This is a genomic window from Staphylococcus sp. HMSC068G11 (assembly GCF_001815825.1).
In the GTDB taxonomy this organism is placed as follows: Bacteria; Bacillota; Bacilli; order Staphylococcales; family Staphylococcaceae; genus Staphylococcus; species Staphylococcus epidermidis.
Genome location: NZ_KV822098.1, coordinates 341,855 through 362,131 on the forward strand (window position 1 = coordinate 341,855; position 20,277 = coordinate 362,131).

Consider the following 20,277-nt stretch of genomic DNA (forward strand, 5'->3'; position numbering starts at 1 on the left):
TAACAAATACCACTAAACTAAATTAACGAGGTACCTTATGTATAAAGATTATAATATGACTCAACTTACTTTACTAAAGGAAACTTCAGTACTTATCCCCGCAAATGATATTTCACGACTTGTACCGGACTCACTCTTTTTTTGGGGATGAACTAACTATGAATTTATAATGAACTTGCTTTATTTCATTTTCAACATGGTTAAAATAATTTTTAAAGGGAAAACCAGTGAAAATGGAGGTGATACTGTGTTTCAAATAGCAAAAAACGAAAGGATGCTAGAGGATTGCTTTGAAATAAGAAAGTGTGTTTTCGTGAACGAACAAGGCATACCACTCGAAAATGAATTTGATCAATATGAAGATTACTCATTCCATATAGTGGGATATATAAATGAAGTTCCTATGGCAACTGCTAGAATTAGATCTTTGAATACTCATGTTTGCAAAATTGAACGCGTAGCAATCATCAAGGGATATCGCGGTCTTGGGTACGGTAAAAAATTAATACATGCTATTGAAACAATTGCAAAAAAACACCAATACAATGAACTCACTATGAATGCTCAATTACAAGCTCGAGACTTTTACTTAAAACTAGGTTATTCACCTTTTGGTAAGGTATTCTTAGAAGAAAATATAAAACATATTAGTATGAATAAGTTTTTATAAATCGATTTACATTCTATATACAAACTTAGCAATTTTAAAAATTGTAATAATCTTTATGTAGCTTACAAGCTTATAATAAACTTAAATAGTGATTTGACAATGTTCACAGCATAAAAAAACAATATTTCTATTTGAGGCACAGGTTAAAATTACATTACAAATATGTTAAAAGCCATACAGTGTTAAGACTTAAAGATTATAATTGATACAAATCATATTAATGCGAGGAGTAAGAAATAAATGGCGAAGAAATTCAATTACAAATTACCGTCTATGGTTGCTTTAACGTTATTTGGCACAGCTTTTACTGCACATCAAGCAAATGCTGCTGAACAACCACAAGATCAGTCTAATCATAAAAATGTATTAGATGATCAAACTGCCCTCAAGCAAGCAGAAAAAGCTAAAAGCGAAGTTACACAATCAACTACAAATGTATCTGGTACACAAACATATCAAGACCCTACCCAAGTTCAACCTGAACAAGATACACAAAGTACTACATATGATGCATCATTAGATGAAATGAGTACTTATAATGAAATTTCATCAAATCAAAATCAACAATCTTCATCAATAAATGATGCGAATCAAAATCAAACGAATTCTTCTACAAAAAATCAACAAGAAGAAACAAATGATTTGACACAAGAAGATAAAACATCTACTGATACAAATCAATTACAGGAGACACAATCTGTAGCAGATGAAAATGAGAAAGATTTAGAAACTAACGCGGGTACTGAACAACAAGACAAGAAGATGACAGCAAGTCAACCTTCCGAAAATCAAGCAATTGAAACTCAAACTGCTTCTAATGATAATGAAAGCCAACAAAAAAGTCAGCAAGTAACTTCTGAACAAAATGAAACTGTTACACCTAAAGTATCAAATACAAACGCATCTGGTTATAACTTTGATTACGATGATGAAGACGATGATAGCTCAACAGACCATTTAGAGCCTGTATCATTAAACAATGTGAATGCTACATCTAAACAAACTACTTCATATAAATATAAAGAGCCAGCTCAACGTGTAACAACTAATACTGCAAAAAAAGAAACGGCATCTAATCAAGCGTCTATAGATACAAAGCAATTTACCCCATTTAGTGCAACTGCTCAACCGAGAACAGTTTATTCTGTATCTAGACAAAAAACATCATCATTACCGAAATACACACCAAAGGTTAATTCTTCAATAAATAACTATATTCGTAAAAAGAATATGAAAGCACCAAGAATTGAAGAAGATTATACGTCATATTTCCCTAAATATGGCTATAGAAACGGCGTAGGACGTCCTGAAGGTATCGTTGTTCATGATACTGCAAATGATAACTCAACAATCGATGGCGAGATTGCCTTCATGAAACGTAATTACAACAGTGCATTCGTACACGCATTTGTTGATGGCAATAGAATTATAGAAACAGCTCCGACAGACTATTTATCTTGGGGTGCAGGTCCTTACGGAAATCAACGTTTTATCAATGTTGAAATCGTCCATACACATGATTATGATTCATTTGCACGTTCAATGAACAACTACGCTGATTATGCTGCAACACAATTGCAATATTATAATTTAAAACCTGATAGCGCTGAAAACGATGGAAGAGGAACAGTTTGGACACATGCTGCTATCTCTAACTTCTTAGGAGGTACTGACCACACTGACCCTCACCAATATTTAAGAAGCCACAATTATAGCTATGCAGAATTATATGACTTAATTTATGAAAAATATTTAATTAAAACGGGTCAAGTAGCACCTTGGGGCACAACATCTACAAAACCGTCACAACCTTCTAAACCATCAGGAGGAACTAATAATAAGTTAACTGTATCTGCTAATCGTGGTGTTGCTCAAATTAAACCAACAAATAATGGCTTATATACAACTGTTTATGACAGTAAAGGTCATAAGACTGATCAAGTACAAAAAACTCTATCCGTTACTAAAACTGCAACATTAGGAAATAACAAATTCTATTTAGTTGAAGACTACAATAGCGGAAAAAAATACGGTTGGGTTAAACAAGGTGATGTTGTTTATAACACTGCTAAGGCACCAGTAAAAGTGAATCAAACATATAATGTTAAAGCAGGGTCAACACTTTACACAGTTCCTTGGGGTACACCAAAACAAGTTGCTAGCAAAGTATCTGGTACTGGAAATCAAACTTTTAAAGCAACTAAACAGCAACAAATTGATAAAGCGACGTATCTTTATGGTACAGTGAATGGTAAATCTGGTTGGATTAGTAAATACTACTTAACTTCAGCATCTAAACCTAGCAATCCAACTAAACCTTCAACAAATAACCAATTAACAGTGACTAACAATAGTGGTGTTGCTCAAATCAATGCAAAAAATAGTGGCTTATACACTACAGTTTATGACACTAAAGGAAAGACAACAGATCAAATCCAACGTACATTGTCAGTGACAAAAGCTGCCACACTTGGTGATAAAAAATTCTATCTTGTTGGCGATTATAATACTGGTACAAATTATGGTTGGGTAAAACAAGATGAGGTCATTTACAATACAGCTAAATCACCTGTAAAAATCAATCAAACATACAACGTCAAACCTGGTGTTAAATTCCACACAGTACCTTGGGGCACATATAATCAAGTGGCTGGAACAGTTTCAGGTAAGGGCGATCAAACTTTTAAAGCAACTAAACAACAACAAATTGATAAAGCAACATATCTTTATGGTACAGTGAACGGTAAATCTGGTTGGATTAGTAAATACTATTTAACTACACCATCAAAAGTTCAAACTTTGTCTACTCAATCAACACCAGCACCTAAACAAGTACAATCATCTACACAAACTGTAAATCAAATTGCTCAAGTGAAAGCTAATAATTCTGGAATAAGAGCATCCGTATATGATAAAACAGCCAAAAGTGGTACGAAATACGCAAACCGTACATTCCTTATCAATAAACAACGTACTGAAGGTAATAACACGTATGTACTACTTCAAGATGGAACAAGTAATACGCCATTAGGATGGGTAAACATTAATGATGTGACAACTCAAAATATTGGAAAACAAACTCAGTCTATAGGTAAATATTCAGTAAAACCTACAAATAATGGTCTATATTCTATTGCTTGGGGTACTAAAAACCAACAATTACTAGCACCTAATACGCTAGCCAATCAAGCATTTAATGCTTCCAAAGCTGTTTACGTTGGCAAAGATTTATATCTTTACGGAACAGTCAATAACAGAACAGGATGGATTGCTGCAAAGGATTTAATCCAAAACAGTACTGACGCTCAGGCAACACCATATAACTATACTTTTGTTATCAATAATAGTAAAAGTTATTTCTATATGGATCCAACAAAAGCAAACCGATATTCTTTAAAACCATATTATGAACAAACTTTCACAGTCATTAAGCAAAAAAATATTAATGGTGTAAAATGGTACTATGGACAACTTTTAGACGGTAAATATGTTTGGATAAAATCAACTGACTTAGTTAAAGAAAAAATTAAATATGCATATACTGGAATGACTTTAAATAACGCGATAAATATCCAATCTCGTCTTAAATATAAACCACAAGTACAAAATGAGGCTTGGAAATGGTCAAATGCCAATTATAGTCAAATTAAAAATGCTATGGATACAAAGCGTTTAGCTAATGATTCATCCTTAAAATATCAATTCTTACGTTTAGATCAACCACAATACTTGTCAGCACAAGCTCTCAATAAATTATTAAAAGGCAAAGGTGTACTTGAAAACCAAGGTGCTGCATTTAGCCAAGCAGCACGTAAGTATGGTCTAAATGAAATTTATCTTATCTCACATGCTTTAGTAGAAACAGGTAATGGAACTTCACAACTTGCTAAAGGCGGAGATGTTTCAAAAGGTAAATTCACAACTAAAACAGGTCACAAATACCATAATGTCTTTGGAATTGGTGCATTCGACAATAATGCACTTGTAGATGGTATTAAATACGCTAAAAATGCTGGATGGACTTCTGTCTCTAAAGCAATCATTGGTGGCGCTAAATTCATTGGAAATTCATACGTGAAAGCAGGACAAAATACGCTATATAAAATGCGTTGGAATCCTGCAAGCCCCGGTACGCATCAATATGCAACTGATATTAATTGGGCAAATGTCAACGCACAAGTATTAAAGCAATTTTATGATAAAATTGGTGAAGTCGGTAAGTACTTCGAAATTCCAACATACAAATAAATATAAAGTAAGGCAGCTCTCATAGTTAATGAAAGTAGAGCTGCCTACTTTTTTGATGATTATTTATCATGTCACTGCTTCGAATATGACAGATGCTAAATATTAAACTTTTTCAAATAAAAAAAGCTAAGCACACTTATATGTAATTTAATATTACAATTCAGTTGCTTAGCTTTATATGTTTATATATAATTGAATGTATTTTACACTTAACATCATAATTAAAAACCAATATATATCAGATGAAAATGTGTCTACTATTAAGTTTGTTTAATAATTGATTTAAACTTGCAATTTCGTCTGAAGATAAACATTGACATCTCGCTTCAATTAACTCGCATCTCGCCGTGTTGATTTGCTGAATTAAAGCCCTTGCTTCTTCAGTTAATATCAGTTCTTTACATCGTAAATCTTCATGAGATTGTTGACTCATGATATAACCTTTTTGGACTAACTTTTTAATCCATCTTGATACAATTGATTGTTCCCTACTAATCTTCATAGTTAAATCGTATTGAGATAAACGATCATAATTATATAAAATACGTAGTAACTCTAATTGTTCAGAAGTAATGTCGGTTCGTTGACCAAAGCGTCTATTAACTAAATTCAAATCATTATTTGTCAGTGTGATAAGTTTTTCAAGTTGTTTATACATGTTGTTCTACTCCACTATATTAAGTTAATAATATTATATGCCTTATTTATAAATTATACAATACAAATATACACATTGCACAAATTCGTTGCATCATTACCTATTTTTATACTACATTAGAGTATGTCTAAATTGTAAAAAAGGAGAGCGTTTATGACAGCCATCAAAGATAGGGATTATTTTTTCGATAATGCTCGAGCAATATTGATATTTCTAGTCGTATTAGGACATTTATTACAGCCTTATACATCTGAAGATAAATTTTTACAAGCTTTATATTTATTAATATATAGCTTTCATATGCCTACCTTTCTATTTATCTCAGGCTACTTTGCTAAGAATTTAGATAAACCTAACTATTTAGAAAAAATTGCAAAAAAATTACTTCTTCCTTATGTAATATTTTTTGCGTTTTTCTCACTTTATTACTATTTCACTGGTAAAGAAGATGCAATTCAATTAGATCCATTTAATCCAGTTTTTGCATTATGGTTTTTACTCACCCTTTTTTTCTTTCATGTTGTTTTAGTTATAGTGAGAAGGTATAATCCGTATATTGTACTATTCATATCCATACTTGTTTCTGTATTAGCTGGTTTCTCTGGCAATATCGACAGTTATATGAGTATATCAAGAACCATTGTGTTCTTCCCTATCTTCTTTATAGGACATTTGGTTACACAATCACATACCGAAAAACTTAGAAATAAAAAATGGATTCCCATTTCAATAATCATTCTGATTACCTTCTTTATAGGATACACAATCCATCCTATTAATGGAGATTGGTTATTAGGAAGTACACCTTATACTTCTTTAGAAAGTAACGGAGAGGATGTTTATAGTCCTCTTAAACGCTTATTACTCTATGTCATTATACTTTTAACTATGTGTGCATTTCTAAATCTAATGCCACAAACTAAGCGTATTTATACCTATATAGGACAGCGCACAATGTTTGTTTATTTATTACACGGTATCGTTATAGGAGTCATTCGCGGGTTTGGTCTATATCCATTTAAGGATCAGATTTCTATCTTTACCTATCTTTATTTATTTATCAGTGCGAGTGTGATTGTATTAATATTATCTTCAAAATGGGTTTGCAAATGGACGAATCCGTTCATTAATTTAAAAAGGCCTTCTCAATTTAAAAATTAAAATTTCATAAAACAATTCAGTAAATCACCAAAATGTAGAGATTAAAATATGTTATGATAGTAATAATTTGAAAGAATTATGAGACTATTTAAACAATTTAAATACTACATTTTGGTATTTTTATATAGAGAGGTTTTAGCAAATGAAATTATCATTAAATTCAAGTTCAAAATTTTTAAGAGCCCCTAGTATTCGTCAATTTTCTAATAGAATTAAAGCGATTGACGATTGTGTTAATTTAACAATTGGACAACCCGATTTTCCTATACCAGATGTGGTCAAAAATGCTTATATCAAAGCAATCAAAAACGATAAAACAAGTTATTCTCATAACAAAGGTTTATTTGAAACACGACAAGCTATTAGCCAATATTTTAAACGAAAATACGATTTCTTTTATAGTGAGGAAGAAATCATCGTTACTAATGGTGCGAGTGAAGCATTAGATACATCGTTAAGAAGCATTATTGAGCCTGGCGATGATATCCTTATTCCAGGACCGATATACGCTGGTTATATCCCATTAGTTGAAACTCTAGGTGGAAATCCAGTATATATAGATACTACACAATCAGATTTTAAAGTAACACCTGAACTGATTGAGTCGCATCTAACGCATAAAACTAAAGCGATACTTCTCAATTACCCTACCAACCCAACAGGCGTAATACTCGAACGCTCTGAGGTCAAAAATATAGTAGACACACTTGTAAACAAACAAATTTTTATTATCAGTGATGAGATTTATGCTGAAAATACGTTTAAAGGACAACATACATCTTTTGCTGAATTTCCAGAAATTCGAGATCAATTATTACTGATAGGTGGTTTGAGTAAGTCCCATTCTGCAACAGGTATTCGAATCGGCTTTTTACTTGGTGCTGAATATTTAATTGAAAAATTAACCTTTATGCACGCTTACAATTGTATTTGTGCAAATGTACCAGCTCAAATTGCTTGTACTACCGCTTTAAATGAGGGAATAAATGCCCCTCTATACATGAATCGTGATTATATTGAACGTCGTGATTACCTGAAAGAAAAATTAGAATTATTAGGCTTCGAATTAACTGCTCAACCTGAAGGTGCATTTTACATTTTCCCTAGCATTAAAAGATTCACGGAAAATGATTTTGAATTTTGTGTTGATGTGTTGGAGAAAGCACACTTAGCTATGGTTCCTGGTTCCTCCTTCACCGATATTGGCAAAGGGTATATTCGAATTTCATATGCTTATGATATGGAAACATTAAAAAAAGGAATGCATCGATTAGAAAATTATTTACGGCAACATTATCCAGATCAAATGACCACTCAAACTATATAAATAGTCTGGAAAACATTTATTCCTGAAGTGAAATTTATGAGAGTAACAATCCCACATAACAATACAATAGGTTTAAATGTATCAAGTGTGTGCGCTAATCTGAGATTTACACTTGCAAATCGAGAGCATTCACTTTAAATAGTACATTTTCATTTTTAACATTGGTGATTACTTATATCTACCAATGTTGCTAATTGTTACTTATACTTATTAATTCCAATGAAATAATAAAATCGCCTAAGACACAATTCGTATCTTAGGCGATTTTAAATAATTGCTATTCATTAACTAGATTGGAATTGTAATTATAATATGCATTTTCAAAACCAGTCTATTATTCAACTATTGCTTATGGGAATTTAGGGAATTGGTCAAAATCAGGATTACGTTTTTCTTTAAACGCATCACGTCCTTCTTTCGCTTCATCAGTAGTATAGTAAAGTAAAGTCGCATCTCCAGCCATTTGTTGTAAACCAGCTAAACCATCAGTATCAGCATTCATTGCTGCTTTTAAGAAACGTAAAGCAGTTGGTGAATGTTGCATGATGTCTTTACACCATTTAACTGTTTCGTCTTCAACTTGTTCTAATGGAACTACAGTATTCACTAAGCCCATATCCAAAGCTTCCTGTGCATTGTATTGACGGCATAAATACCAGATTTCTCTTGCTTTTTTATGGCCAACTATACGAGCTAGGTAGCCAGAACCGTACCCAGCATCAAATGATCCTACTTTTGGTCCAGTTTGCCCAAAAATAGCATTGTCTGCAGCGATTGTTAAATCACAAACAACATTAAGTACATTTCCTCCACCAATTGCATAGCCTCTAACCATTGCAATTACTGGTTTAGGAATCACACGAATTAAACGTTGTAAATCTAATACATTTAAACGAGGAATATCATCTTCACCTACGTAACCACCGTGTCCACGTTTTTTTTGATCTCCACCTGAACAAAATGCTTTGTCCCCTTCACCAGTTAATACAATTACTGATACATTTTGGTCATCACGCGCACGTGAAAATGCATCAATCATTTCAGCAACTGTTTTAGGAGTAAATGCATTTCTTACTTCTGGACGATTAATCGTTACTTTGGCAATCCCTTCGAAAAATTCATATTTAATTTCATCATATTCTCTAAGTGTTTCCCACTGTCTAGTCATTTTGCTCCTCCTTTAAAAAACCTAATATTATTGTATCAAATTCCGTGCTATCTTCCACATGAATTGTATGTCCGACATTAGAAATTTGAACTTTATGACTATCTTGTAAGTGATTCTCTAATTGTTGTCCTATTTGAACAAACTTTTTATCTTTTTCTCCTACTAAAATTAAAGTAGGAATGCATATCGATGATAGATGTGGCCATAAATTAGGCATATGACCTGTACCATAATCACGAAGTGCTTTAGCCAATCTATGAGCATCTTGACTCATGCGATTATTGCGAATACTTTGGCGTATCTCAGGAGCTAGATTATACTGCGAACGAAAAAGTGGCAACTTTTCCCAATCATTCACAAAAATATCTAAACCAGCAATTTCAAGTACTTTCGCACGTGCAGCATCCACTTGGGCACGTTCCTCTTTATCCGTCTCATCTTGAATACCTGCTGAAGTACTCTCTAAGAGCAACCCTGATAGAGTTTCATTACCATGTATGGCATAATAAAGCGCTACCCGGCCACCCATAGAGTAACCTAGAAGAAACACATCATATGTTTGATATTGTATTAAAACCTCATCAAGTTGACGTGTAATGAACGGGAAATCCCACACATCATCCATACTTGAGGTATCTAAGCCATGGCCAGGTAAGTCAATTGTTAGTACGTTCGTATGTTCTATGAGGCGTTCTATATGTGAATGATAAGTAGTAGCATCACTTATGAAACCATGCAACATCACCAATAGTTGCTTACTTTGGTTCTTAGATTCATAAAAATTATAATGTAACATTAACAATCTCACTCAATTTCTGATATAAATATTGATGTTGATGTAAATTTTCGTCTCTATTGGTCATAACTTCATACATGTGAGAACCCATTTTGGATAATTCAGCATATTTAAAGTCAGTCAAATTATCAAAACGCTTAAATGTAAAATCATATAACAGTGCAGTATATTCAAAGTTTAAGCCTGTTGGTGTTCCAAATAATCGCTCAAAATATTTTGTAGCCGATCGTTTTTGAGGTAAATATGAAAAGATACCTCCCCCATCGTTGTTAACTAATACAATGTTAATATGAAGTTCATTTAATTTGGCCATTAATAAACCGTTCATGTCATGATAAAAAGATAAATCACCAATAAGCAACGTCACATTCTTATGTGCCGCCATACCTAGCGCAGTTGAAACTACTCCGTCAATTCCATTGGCACCCCGATTAGCGTATACAGATGCCTCACTATCAAACAGTAAATTATCAACATCTCTAATTGGCATACTATTTCCGACAAATAATGTATCTTCTTTTGTAAGTTTTTGAATTAAACTCCCCACATATGCCGCTTCATCTGTCGCATGCTTTAAGTAATCACTTATCTCAATGCGTGCTTGTTGTTCAAGTGATTGCCATTGTTGTAACCATTTTTTTCGTTCAACAAGTGGTTCTTCCATTAATGAACGGAAAAAATCATTTGCTGAAATCTCATAAGATATATGAGGAGGTGTTGGAAATACATCAATTTGATCATTATTCTGCACAATAATTTGATACGCATCGGTTTTCTTCAACCATTGATTTAATTTTTTAGAAATAACTGGCTTACCTACACGTATGACATAATCTACTTCTAAATTTAAACCAGCTCGATACAATAAATCATAAGTGGTTATAACATTAGGATGTTTCTCCTTACGAAGCTGACTCAGGGGATCTGCTAAGATTGGCAGATCATATATAGTTGAATACGTTAATATTTGATCAACGGCTTGGTGTTGCATATCTCCGACAATGATGAGACCATTTTTTTCTTGTAATATTTCTTTTATATCATCTACCGAAATCGATTTCTGATAATGAGGTAACGTTTTAGTTACAGAGGTTAATAAATCGACACGATCTAAATCTGGTGTTAGTGGTTCTCTAAATGGTAAATTAAAATGAATCGGTCCTCGGTGTGGTCCATATAAATATTGACTTGCAATTTGCATTTGATAATTAATTGTATCAATTGTATGTTCACTTCCATCAGCAATCGGCAAATCAAACTGAAAGTTCACATAATTACTAAACATCTTTACCTGATTAATTGCTTGAGGTGCACCCACACTGCGCAGTTCATGCGGTCTGTCGCTCGTTAAAACAACGAGTGGCAAACGACTAATTTGACTTTCAGCTATAGCGGGTGTGTAGTTCGCAGCAGCTGTTCCAGATGTACAAAGAATTGCTACAGGTTTTTCGCTACCTTTAATAAGACCTAAAGCAAAAAATGCAGCACTTCGCTCATCAGGGTGAATCCATGTTTTAATACTTGGATGTGCTTCGAAAGCAAGTGCTAATGGTGTTGAACGTGAACCTGGACTAATTACTACTTCTCTTACACCATAAGCATAAAGCTCTGAAGCAAATGAAAATACTTGTTCAGTTAAAGCTACGCTATGATTCATCATTATTATCTACTCCTAAGGCGTTCATCATTGGTGAGAATTTAACTGCAGTTTCAGCAACTTCACTATCAGGATCCGAATTTTTAACAATGCCGCATCCAGCGTATAAAGTCGCTTGTTGCTCTTTAATTAGCATAGAACGTATAGCAACAATGAATTCACAATCATCATAAACATCAATATAGCCCACCGGCGCGCCATATAAACCTCGAGTACCAAACTCTTTATTCTCAATAAAATCAAGCGCTTCTTCTTTAGGGTAGCCACCTAACGCAGGTGTAGGATGTAAACGATCGATTAAACCAATGTATGATTTGTCATTTAAATTAGCTTTGATTTCCGTATATAAATGATACATATGATCATTTTTTAAAATATTAGGCGTCTCATTGTACTCTACATCCTGTACAAAAGGCTCAATATCATTTAAGATGCTTTCAACAACAAAACGATGTTCTCCTAAATTTTTCTTATCTTTAAGAAATGCCTCTATATTCTTATTATCTATTTGCTCATTATGTGTACGTTTAATGGTACCTGCTACTGCTTTTGTAGATAAAACACCATCTTCAACTTTGATTAATTGCTCAGGCGTTTGAGAAAAGAATATTGACTGATTAGCTTCTAATAAAAATATATAACTGTTTTTTTCATTTTCAAGAGCCCGATTTAAAACATATGGAATATTGATTTTTTTATCAAATTTAACTAAACGACGACGCGCGAGAACGATTTTTTTATTGTTGTCAATCGTATCAATCGCTTCTTTTACAAGCTCACGCCAATCATCCTTATAAATATCTTCCATACGCGTCACATCTCCAAGTGTTTCCTCTGGATTATCCATGGTTGTTTGTTCAAAATGTGCCACTAAAGTTTTAAAAGCTTGTAAATCGAAATCTTGTCGCTCTGTTGTATAAGTTAGATAAGTACGCGTACCTTCATTAGAAATTAATACTTTAGGTAAAACAAAATGGTTTAAACCATATTCTCTCCATTCATCATCTGATTTGTGACTCGAAAATTGAAAACCGCCACACAACCTAAGATGATGATATCTATTATGTGGATGAATGAGTTCAATATTATTTTTTAATTTTTCCCAGTCCTTAAAAATGGATTGCTTATTCTCAAAGTCGTTTTTAAACCTATGAATAGCATGATATCCAAAATACGAAGAATAATTATCATTTAAGCGCATGTAAAAACGGTCCCCAGCATCTTTTTCAGTTAAATGAAACAACACACTAGGTTTCATAGTTTTATTTAATTCAACTTCAACTGAAACCCAATCTTTTGTACTTTCATATAACTTATCGAGGATTGCCTGTTCGTCTACATTCACATCCATTTTTTTCACTTCTTTCTCCTCCGAATTTTACTCATTATTACATTGTATCATTTTTAATCTTTTATGTAGTTATTAATGCTTAAACAAAACATGCAATTTTTCACGTTGATTGACCTTTACTGGTGTTTCATTTAAAATGTTGATGATAAAACTATATAAATAAGAGGTTGTGCATATCATGTCAGATCAATATCAACAATATTCCACTGTTAAGAAGTACTGGCAATTGATGAGACCTCATACTTTAACAGCCGCTGTTGTCCCTGTACTCGTTGGTACTGCAGCAGCTAAAATATATTTACTCGGTAGCGAAGATCATCTAAAATTCAGTCTTTTCTTGGCTATGTTGGTTGCATGTTTGTTAATTCAAGCTGCAACAAACATGTTTAATGAATACTATGACTTTAAAAAAGGTCTTGATGATCATACCTCTGTGGGTATTGGTGGCGCTATTGTACGTAATGGTATGAGTCCAAAACAAGTAATGAATTTAGCAATTGCTTTTTACATCATTGCAGCACTTTTAGGTATCTTTTTAGCAATACAAAGCTCATTCTGGATTATTCCAGTAGGCATTGTTTGTATGGCAATTGGCTATCTATATACCGGTGGCCCTATTCCAATTTCATGGACACCTTTTGGTGAACTATTTTCAGGATTATTTATGGGTATGATTATCATACTACTTTCATTTTTCATACAAACCGGTAATGTTCAAGGATATGCCGTTTGGTTAAGTATTCCAATAGTCATCACAATTGGTTTAATCAATATGGGCAACAATATTCGTGACCGTATTAAAGACAAGGCTAGCGGTAGAAAAACTTTGCCTATACTTTTAGGTAAACGTGCTTCTGTTATTTTTATGGCAATAATGTATGCCGTCGCATATATCATTGTCATCATTACAGCCTTTTTTAAACCTGCGGGATCATTATTTTACTTGTTAGTCTTATTATCATTCCCAATGCCTATTAAAGCGGTGAGACGTTTTAATAAAAATGATACGCCTGAAACTATGATGCCTGCGATGGCTGCGACAGGTAAAACGAATACATTCTTTGGTTTATTGTATGCATTAGGAATCTATATTAGTGCACTTTTAGGTGCAATCTAAACTTTCACACGAATGAGTCTGGGACATTAATCAATGCCCCAGGCTTTTTTATTGCAAACACAGACAACAATTTAATTTAAAAACCCGCTTAATATCGAGTTATTTCAACATTTGTCTAAACCCAGAATTTCAAACAGAAATTCTACAGACAAGGCAAGTTGGGGTTCGGGACCCCAACATAGAGAATTTCAATCAGAAATTCTACAGACAAAGCAAGTTGGGGTTCGGAGTAGGTTTAGACAACACGCTTATAACTTATAACCCACTGAAACCATTTATAAAAATTCAATCTGTAAACAAAATTGATGGGTACTCATTTATATACACCACACACCTTTCATTATGATGTGATGTTACTTATTATTCAATGTCATATGAAAATATTGATGGCCATATAAATGAATTGTCGCATCCTCTTTAAACCCTAATTTGTGATATAGATGGCGTGCTTTATTATTATCATAATCACAATTCAATCCCCATTTTTCATGTGCATGAGTGGAAATGACATACTTTAAAAGTTGTGTTGCAATACCTTGTCCTCGATATTTTGGAGTCGTTACTACTGCTTCTATATATATTTCATCATCGTATGATTCTTTTTCAGGTAATGGTGTACCTAACTGAAGAATATCTTCTTCAAGTGGTAACTTAAGCCATTGTTGTTCAAAATCCATTTCCTCTTTCCCAGGATAAGCAATTACACATCCAACAACAACCCCGTCTTTCTCATATACCCAAATATGCTCATAAAACGACCGGTATCTTACATTCACAATACTTAATTCTATCGCTTCAATAATACGATCTTTAGTTATTTCCTTGGTAATATCTAATTCCATATCTCTCCAAATAAGATAACATAACTCTGCAATCTGTCGATTATCACTCGTTTTCGCTTTTCTAATCACATTTGACTCCCCTTTTAGATATTGATAGCTAAAGTTTATACTCAATTTCTAAATAAAAATAAATACGACATGATGTTAACATCTTAAAATTAAACAATCACTATAAATTTAAACCTTCACTTTATATCATAACATCTTCTTTAATACTTTTACTTTGATAAACTAAATAATTATCTGTAAAAATAAAGATAAGACTAAAAACTAAATTAACCATACGGAGGCAGACATAATGAAAGTTAACAAAACAATTTATATTATAGTAGCATTGATTTTAGGTGGTCTGGGCGTGCATAAATTTTATGCCGACCAAGTTGGACAAGGTATTCTACATCTCGTCTTTTTCTGGACTGGCATTCCAAGTGTTGTCGCAATCATTCACGCTATCATTGTTATTTTTACTAAAAAAGCAGATGAATACGGCTACATAACTTTTGATAAAAAATAAGATCTAAAAATATTTCTTCATATTTTCCAAAAAAACAAATTTTACTTTTAGCTCCTACAAAAACTGGGTATAAGATATCAAACAAAATATAAGGGGAGTTAACATGCAGAATATTGTTAAAAGAGTGATTAGAATTTTAGTTTCCGGTTATATTGTCAAAATGATACGAAACCTTATTTCCAAAAATTCTAACGATAGAAATAAAAACAATCACAAATAGAAATATTAAAAAACGGAATTGATTAACAATTCCGTTTTTTAATAATGTTCGTTGCCACAAACATTCTTTTTTTCTTGTGATATACATGCGAATTACTCAACTTATCGAACTACATCTTTGATACGTTTATCATATTTTCTTCATTCTTAATTTATTAAAATATTAGTTGTTGATTTATCTAATAAAACTAGGTTATGTAAATAAATTTTATTAGATAAATCTTCTAGTTCTAAAAGTATTAATTGATATATTTCTTGGATAAATCGATATTTATTTTATAAATCTTTTAACTTAAATATGAGTTAGGATAAGGAGAGAGAGAATGAATTTTTTTATTAGGAAAGAAAAAAGGAAGATTATAAGATTACAGAAGAAGTTGTAAAAGAAGCGTTTGCTAATGAAGAATATAGTGATCAGAGTGAACATAGGTTAGTTGCGAGTTTGAGAAATTCTGATGAGTTTATTCCAGATTTATCTTTAGTAGCATTGCATAGAGATAAAATTATAGGTCATATATTGTTATCTAAAATTTTTATTGTTAAAGGTGAGAAATCTATAGAGTCATTAGCTTTAGCGCCTGTTTCTGTTTTACCTAATTATCAAAATAAAGGCGTAGGTCAAAGTTTGATACAAAAATCTTTAGAAGTAGCAGAAAAGCTTAATTTTGATTCGGTTATAGTGATGGGACACTCAGAGTATTATCCAAAATTTGGGTTTAAAAAAGCTTCTAACTGGGGTATTAAAGCCCCTTTTGAAGTACCAGACGAATTTTTAATGGCTATTGAATTAAAGAAAAATGCTTTGGATAAAACTTCTGGGATAATTCAATATTCAGATGCTTTTTTTGAATGAAAAGTTTATTTATCTTAGTTTTTAAATCTACTGAATAAATAAAGACTAGGCATTTATGCCGAGAAAATTTATTAATGTTGAGAAGAAGCCTCTTAACTAAACTTGAAGACGAATGTCGCATAGCGTGAGCTATTAAGCCAACGATTCGACAAGTTTTTAGTTTGTTAAGAGTTTTCGAAGGCTCAACGTCAATAAAGCAGTTATGTTGACATTGCCTAAAAAAGGAGTTCTTATTTTGGATAAAAACACAGTATTAGATAAAGGTTATTTTATAGCAACTATCTTAAATTCCATTTTTTACTTGGGTTAATTTTTGTATATCAATCTGATAATCCATATATTAATTCCATATACTATTGTGATGGTTGTTAATACTATTTATTTAGTTGTAAAAGTAGGAAAAATAAATAGAAGTAAGCCCAAAATTTAAGAGGGTTTTGAAACGATTGAAAACGAGTTTCTTCTTGACTTGATCCTATATAAGAATAACGTTCTTTTTTAAAATAAGGATAGATACTTATATATTAGCTTGAATGATTTAAAAAATTTGAAGATATCTATATTTTACAAAAATCAAGTTTGTTATTGTTACTTTTGATGTTTATTTTTTGGTTAAGTTTAAGACAATAGAATATAAACCATAGATATGCATAGAAAGAGTCCGGAAGATAAAGTTCTAGGATAAGTAAATAAAGAAAAAGAACGTTGATACATCAACGTTCTAGCGTAATTTAGTTAATCAGAATTAAACTGATTTTTACTAATGAACGGAAACGGAGGGATAAATTTAATTTTCTAAACAACTGTAAAAAGGCTTAACTACAGTATTTTTAGAGATTTATTTTCTGACTAGACCTAAATAAGTATAACTATTTTGACACGTATTTGACACGTGCACACAAAAAATTACCACGCTCATAAAGAACGTGGTTAGTAAATAAATACATGAAAAACTGAGATGAGAGAAAAGTTAAATTGTATATATATAAATTAGCACATTAAAGAATATAAAGTAAATGGTTAACTAAAAATAATATCTTTATATTAGATTTCACATAAAAAAGGATAGCCATTAAGACTACCCTTCTGTGAAATGACTAGCAAATTAATTATAACATAGTTGTGACAGAAATTGTTGCGTTCGCAAAAATAACCACGCTCATAAAGAGCGTGGTAGCAAAAAAATTATAAAGGAGTATAAAAAATTAAATTGTATGTAATTTAATTATAGCACAGACCGTGTAACCAATGTAGTGTTAAACCATGTTTTTTTAATATCAATCTAACATCTTCATATTATAGACATAATTAATTGTAATTTATAAGAGGGTAGCCATAGCAACTACCCTTGTATAATGACGTGGTAATTGTATTATAACAGATTAATTGATTGTACCCCACAATTTTCCTAAACTATCATTTGTTTTATTCCATGTTCTCACAGCTAACCAAACATTATTACCATTATAAGCTGTATAACTCACCCAAACGTGACCGTCTTGTTTACATACAGTGTCATATTTTATTGTTTGACCTGGCTGTAATACACCGCTCACAGGACAACTTCTAAACGGTCCAACATAATGAGTTTTAATAGGAGTGTTTGGCGTAAAGCGAGCTATTTCTGATTTGTAATAAGTTCCATACTTATTGATTTTCCAACCGTTCATATCTCGTCTATTAGCTGGAGTGGAAGCACTGCCAGGTTTGTTTTTAACTGTAGTAACTTTAGGTGTACTGCCTTTCATATATGCCCTAATTTGTTTAATGAAGTAATCTTTTAACTTAAGTTGTGTTGCCTTAGTCCATGCTTGTTTTGTTGGATCAATACCAGTATGCAATTTAGCTGAACGATGAGGACAAGCTGTATAACTAAATTCGTTGTGTAAACGAACAGTATTTCTGTTAGCTGGTAACCCCCACTTTTTAAGTTTATGCGCTGCGAATTTAAGAGCTGTTTGTTCATTTTTAAGGAAATTTTTATCGCTTACGTACAATGATTGATTAACTTCAATTCCATAAGTTTCAAAATTACCTGAACCCGGTTGAACGCCATCAGAAACATGCCAAGCAATTCTATCTTCTGATATAGCTTCCCAAATACCGTTTCTATCAGCATATGCGTGAGCTATACCTCTTGCTAATCTCCTGTAATCAGCGTTTACTAGATCGTTATAGTATTGTTTTGAATTCATTGTACCAGCATCGTTATGAATAACTACAGCTTTAGGTTTACGACCTCTTTTAGTCATAGTCCAACCTTTTATATGATTAGTGTTAACTTTGATGCTACTATTTTCCTTAACTGACTGTTTAGGAGCTGATTTTGCATCTTTTTTAGGTTCTTCTATTTCTTTCGCTACAGGCGGAACAATAAAGTGTGTTAAACCATAATAGTTATCCCATCGTAAGCTAGGCTTTTTATTAGCCCAGCCATTCCAATTTTGTTCAAGTATTTGGAAGGAGTTCGTATTACCACCATCATATACTATACCTATATGCCCATAACGTGAATAGGTTCCAGCTGTATATACAGCTATCCAACCTTTTTTGGGTATCGTTGACGGTTTGTTTTCTACAATCTTCCACCCTTTAGGGAATTTGTTTATTATAGAGCTTTTAGCATCGCCCCACATTTCTGTTTGATTATCAGTTAACCACATTACATAATCTATCGCCAAGTCCATACACTGTGCGTGATAAGCACGGTCTTTATCAATACAACCTGGTTCCATAGTACCAAAGGAAGCGTCATAACTCGTCCAACGTTTAACTCTGTATGGACTATCTACTACACCGTTTTTATAATCTCTTAAACGTTTATTGATTTGAGATTGTGTTTTCATCTGGGGCTCCTCCTCCACCATTGTTAAATTCGAATTCCTCTTCATCAGAATCATCAGTAAACGGTTCGTTAGTGTCGAAAACTTCAGGTTTCACTGCGCCTGACTCACTTTTAAACTGTACAGGATGGGTTTCTTGATTGCGCGGTTTATTTAGTTCTAGGTCAATACCAGCATCAGTAAATCCTTTAGTGTTAGGGTTTGTAACAACACCTAGAGCTACAAGTATTGTAATAATACTCCCCAGAATACTACTGATTGTTTCAAGTTGACTTGATATATCTATACCAAATGCTTCGGTTACTTGTTTAGCAAATAATAATACAGCACCAACTAAAGCTGTGAGTGTTGTTCCGTTTTTTAAACGTGTAGTCCAATTAACTTTCAAAGGTTACATCTCCTTTATAGTAAAATAAAAGAGCCTAGGATTTATGTCCCAGACTCTAATATATTAATTTAAATGTTTACGTGCTTCTTTAGGAATGTCATCTTTTTTAACTTCTTCATAACTTTTAACTGTATCTAATTTTTGTTTAATTTTTAAATAGTGATTGAGTTTTAGTCTTTTCATTCCTACATATTTAATTTTTTTACTGTTACCTTTTTTATCATAACCTATTGTTTCGTATTCATGAGTTTGATCTGCCTCTTCTTTAGGCTTTTCTTTTACTGGTTTAGTAGTTTTTACATAATATTCTTTTGTCGGCTCAAGAGGGTTCTTCATATTCAAATCTTTTACATTTTCATTATTTGGATGATGATCACCGTAAATTCTCAATCCGAAAAGTAATCCCATTACTAATAATATAATGACTATTATAGGAATTAATAAAATTTTCAAATCTCTCATTAG

At 32.4% G+C, this 20,277-nt stretch carries 16 protein-coding genes and 2 pseudogenes; 9 read left to right on the plus strand and 9 right to left on the minus strand.

The window, feature by feature from the left end; translation table 11 throughout:
* The first annotated feature begins 247 nt into the window (after positions 1–247).
* Together HMPREF3058_RS09780 and HMPREF3058_RS09785 are read left to right on the plus strand one after the other, a co-directional pair.
* Positions 248–670, plus strand: coding sequence for a GNAT family N-acetyltransferase (locus HMPREF3058_RS09780; protein WP_002491613.1), 423 nt, complete (start codon positions 248–250; stop codon positions 668–670).
* A gap of 240 nt (positions 671–910) precedes the next feature.
* Positions 911–4,918, plus strand: coding sequence for an N-acetylmuramoyl-L-alanine amidase (locus HMPREF3058_RS09785; protein ID WP_002491653.1), 4,008 nt, complete (start codon positions 911–913; stop codon positions 4,916–4,918).
* Positions 4,919–5,156: 238 nt separating this feature from the next.
* Here HMPREF3058_RS09785 and HMPREF3058_RS09790 read toward each other — a convergent pair whose 3' ends face one another.
* Positions 5,157–5,576: a MarR family transcriptional regulator gene (locus HMPREF3058_RS09790; RefSeq protein WP_001831691.1), complete on the minus strand. Its 420-nt coding sequence runs from the start codon at positions 5,574–5,576 to the stop codon at positions 5,157–5,159.
* A 153-nt stretch (positions 5,577–5,729) separates the two neighbouring features.
* On the opposite strand from HMPREF3058_RS09790, the gene HMPREF3058_RS09795 reads away from it, so the two are divergent.
* Both HMPREF3058_RS09795 and HMPREF3058_RS09800 read left to right on the plus strand, forming a co-directional pair.
* Entirely contained in the window at positions 5,730–6,737 is a 1,008-nt protein-coding gene (locus HMPREF3058_RS09795) for an acyltransferase family protein (RefSeq protein ID WP_002486580.1), read from the plus strand.
* A gap of 142 nt (positions 6,738–6,879) precedes the next feature.
* The gene (locus tag HMPREF3058_RS09800) at positions 6,880–8,064 is read left to right on the plus strand and encodes an aminotransferase class I/II-fold pyridoxal phosphate-dependent enzyme (RefSeq protein WP_002491671.1); all 1,185 of its coding nucleotides are present in this window, start codon (positions 6,880–6,882) and stop codon (positions 8,062–8,064) included.
* A gap of 349 nt (positions 8,065–8,413) precedes the next feature.
* Here HMPREF3058_RS09800 and menB read toward each other — a convergent pair whose 3' ends face one another.
* From menB to HMPREF3058_RS09820, 4 genes are read right to left on the minus strand one after another with little or no spacing between them, the layout of a single operon-like run.
* Positions 8,414–9,232: a 1,4-dihydroxy-2-naphthoyl-CoA synthase gene (gene menB, locus HMPREF3058_RS09805; RefSeq protein WP_001831706.1), complete on the minus strand. Its 819-nt coding sequence runs from the start codon at positions 9,230–9,232 to the stop codon at positions 8,414–8,416.
* Entirely contained in the window at positions 9,225–10,028 is an 804-nt protein-coding gene (menH, locus tag HMPREF3058_RS09810) for a 2-succinyl-6-hydroxy-2,4-cyclohexadiene-1-carboxylate synthase (protein WP_002486591.1), read from the minus strand. The genes menB and menH overlap by 8 nt, the downstream gene beginning before the upstream one ends.
* The gene (gene menD / locus HMPREF3058_RS09815; RefSeq protein WP_002499356.1) at positions 10,015–11,688 is read right to left on the minus strand and encodes a 2-succinyl-5-enolpyruvyl-6-hydroxy-3-cyclohexene-1-carboxylic-acid synthase; all 1,674 of its coding nucleotides are present in this window, start codon (positions 11,686–11,688) and stop codon (positions 10,015–10,017) included. Before menD ends, menH begins: the two co-directional genes overlap by 14 nt.
* Complete coding sequence (locus HMPREF3058_RS09820) at positions 11,675–13,036, minus strand: isochorismate synthase (protein WP_002502081.1); 1,362 nt, start codon at positions 13,034–13,036, stop codon at positions 11,675–11,677. The genes menD and HMPREF3058_RS09820 overlap by 14 nt, the downstream gene beginning before the upstream one ends.
* A gap of 178 nt (positions 13,037–13,214) precedes the next feature.
* On the opposite strand from HMPREF3058_RS09820, the gene HMPREF3058_RS09825 reads away from it, so the two are divergent.
* Positions 13,215–14,153 carry a 1,4-dihydroxy-2-naphthoate polyprenyltransferase gene (locus HMPREF3058_RS09825; protein WP_002486594.1) on the plus strand — a complete coding sequence of 313 codons (939 nt, stop codon included), beginning with the start codon at positions 13,215–13,217 and terminating at the stop codon, positions 14,151–14,153.
* A gap of 353 nt (positions 14,154–14,506) precedes the next feature.
* On the opposite strand, the gene HMPREF3058_RS09830 is transcribed toward HMPREF3058_RS09825, so the two are convergent.
* The gene (locus tag HMPREF3058_RS09830; protein ID WP_002491612.1) at positions 14,507–15,064 is read right to left on the minus strand and encodes a GNAT family N-acetyltransferase; all 558 of its coding nucleotides are present in this window, start codon (positions 15,062–15,064) and stop codon (positions 14,507–14,509) included.
* Between the two features lie 229 nt (positions 15,065–15,293).
* Here HMPREF3058_RS09830 and HMPREF3058_RS09835 point away from each other — a divergent pair, with 229 nt between their 5' ends.
* The 4 genes and pseudogenes from HMPREF3058_RS09835 (at position 15,294) to HMPREF3058_RS12520 (ending at position 17,011) form a co-directional block, all read left to right on the plus strand.
* Complete coding sequence (locus HMPREF3058_RS09835) at positions 15,294–15,509, plus strand: TM2 domain-containing protein (protein ID WP_001831694.1); 216 nt, start codon at positions 15,294–15,296, stop codon at positions 15,507–15,509.
* 103 nt (positions 15,510–15,612) lie between these two features.
* Positions 15,613–15,729, plus strand: a complete 117-nt coding sequence (locus tag HMPREF3058_RS12515; protein WP_002486587.1) for an SAR1012 family small protein — start codon at positions 15,613–15,615, stop codon at positions 15,727–15,729.
* A 322-nt stretch (positions 15,730–16,051) separates the two neighbouring features.
* Positions 16,052–16,581, plus strand: a pseudogene (locus tag HMPREF3058_RS09840) (GNAT family N-acetyltransferase).
* A gap of 235 nt (positions 16,582–16,816) precedes the next feature.
* A pseudogene (locus tag HMPREF3058_RS12520) lies at positions 16,817–17,011 on the plus strand (hypothetical protein).
* A 952-nt stretch (positions 17,012–17,963) separates the two neighbouring features.
* On the opposite strand, the gene HMPREF3058_RS09845 reads toward HMPREF3058_RS12520, so the two are convergent.
* The 3 genes from HMPREF3058_RS09845 to HMPREF3058_RS09855 form a co-directional block, all read right to left on the minus strand.
* Entirely contained in the window at positions 17,964–19,427 is a 1,464-nt protein-coding gene (locus HMPREF3058_RS09845) for an SH3 domain-containing protein (RefSeq protein WP_049367144.1), read from the minus strand.
* On the minus strand, positions 19,402–19,812 hold the full coding sequence (locus tag HMPREF3058_RS09850) for a phage holin (RefSeq protein ID WP_002502079.1): 411 nt from the start codon (positions 19,810–19,812) through the stop codon (positions 19,402–19,404). The genes HMPREF3058_RS09845 and HMPREF3058_RS09850 overlap by 26 nt, the downstream gene beginning before the upstream one ends.
* A 63-nt stretch (positions 19,813–19,875) precedes the next feature.
* Complete coding sequence (locus tag HMPREF3058_RS09855; RefSeq protein WP_032606342.1) at positions 19,876–20,274, minus strand: YxeA family protein; 399 nt, start codon at positions 20,272–20,274, stop codon at positions 19,876–19,878.
* Positions 20,275–20,277: the final 3 nt, after the last annotated feature.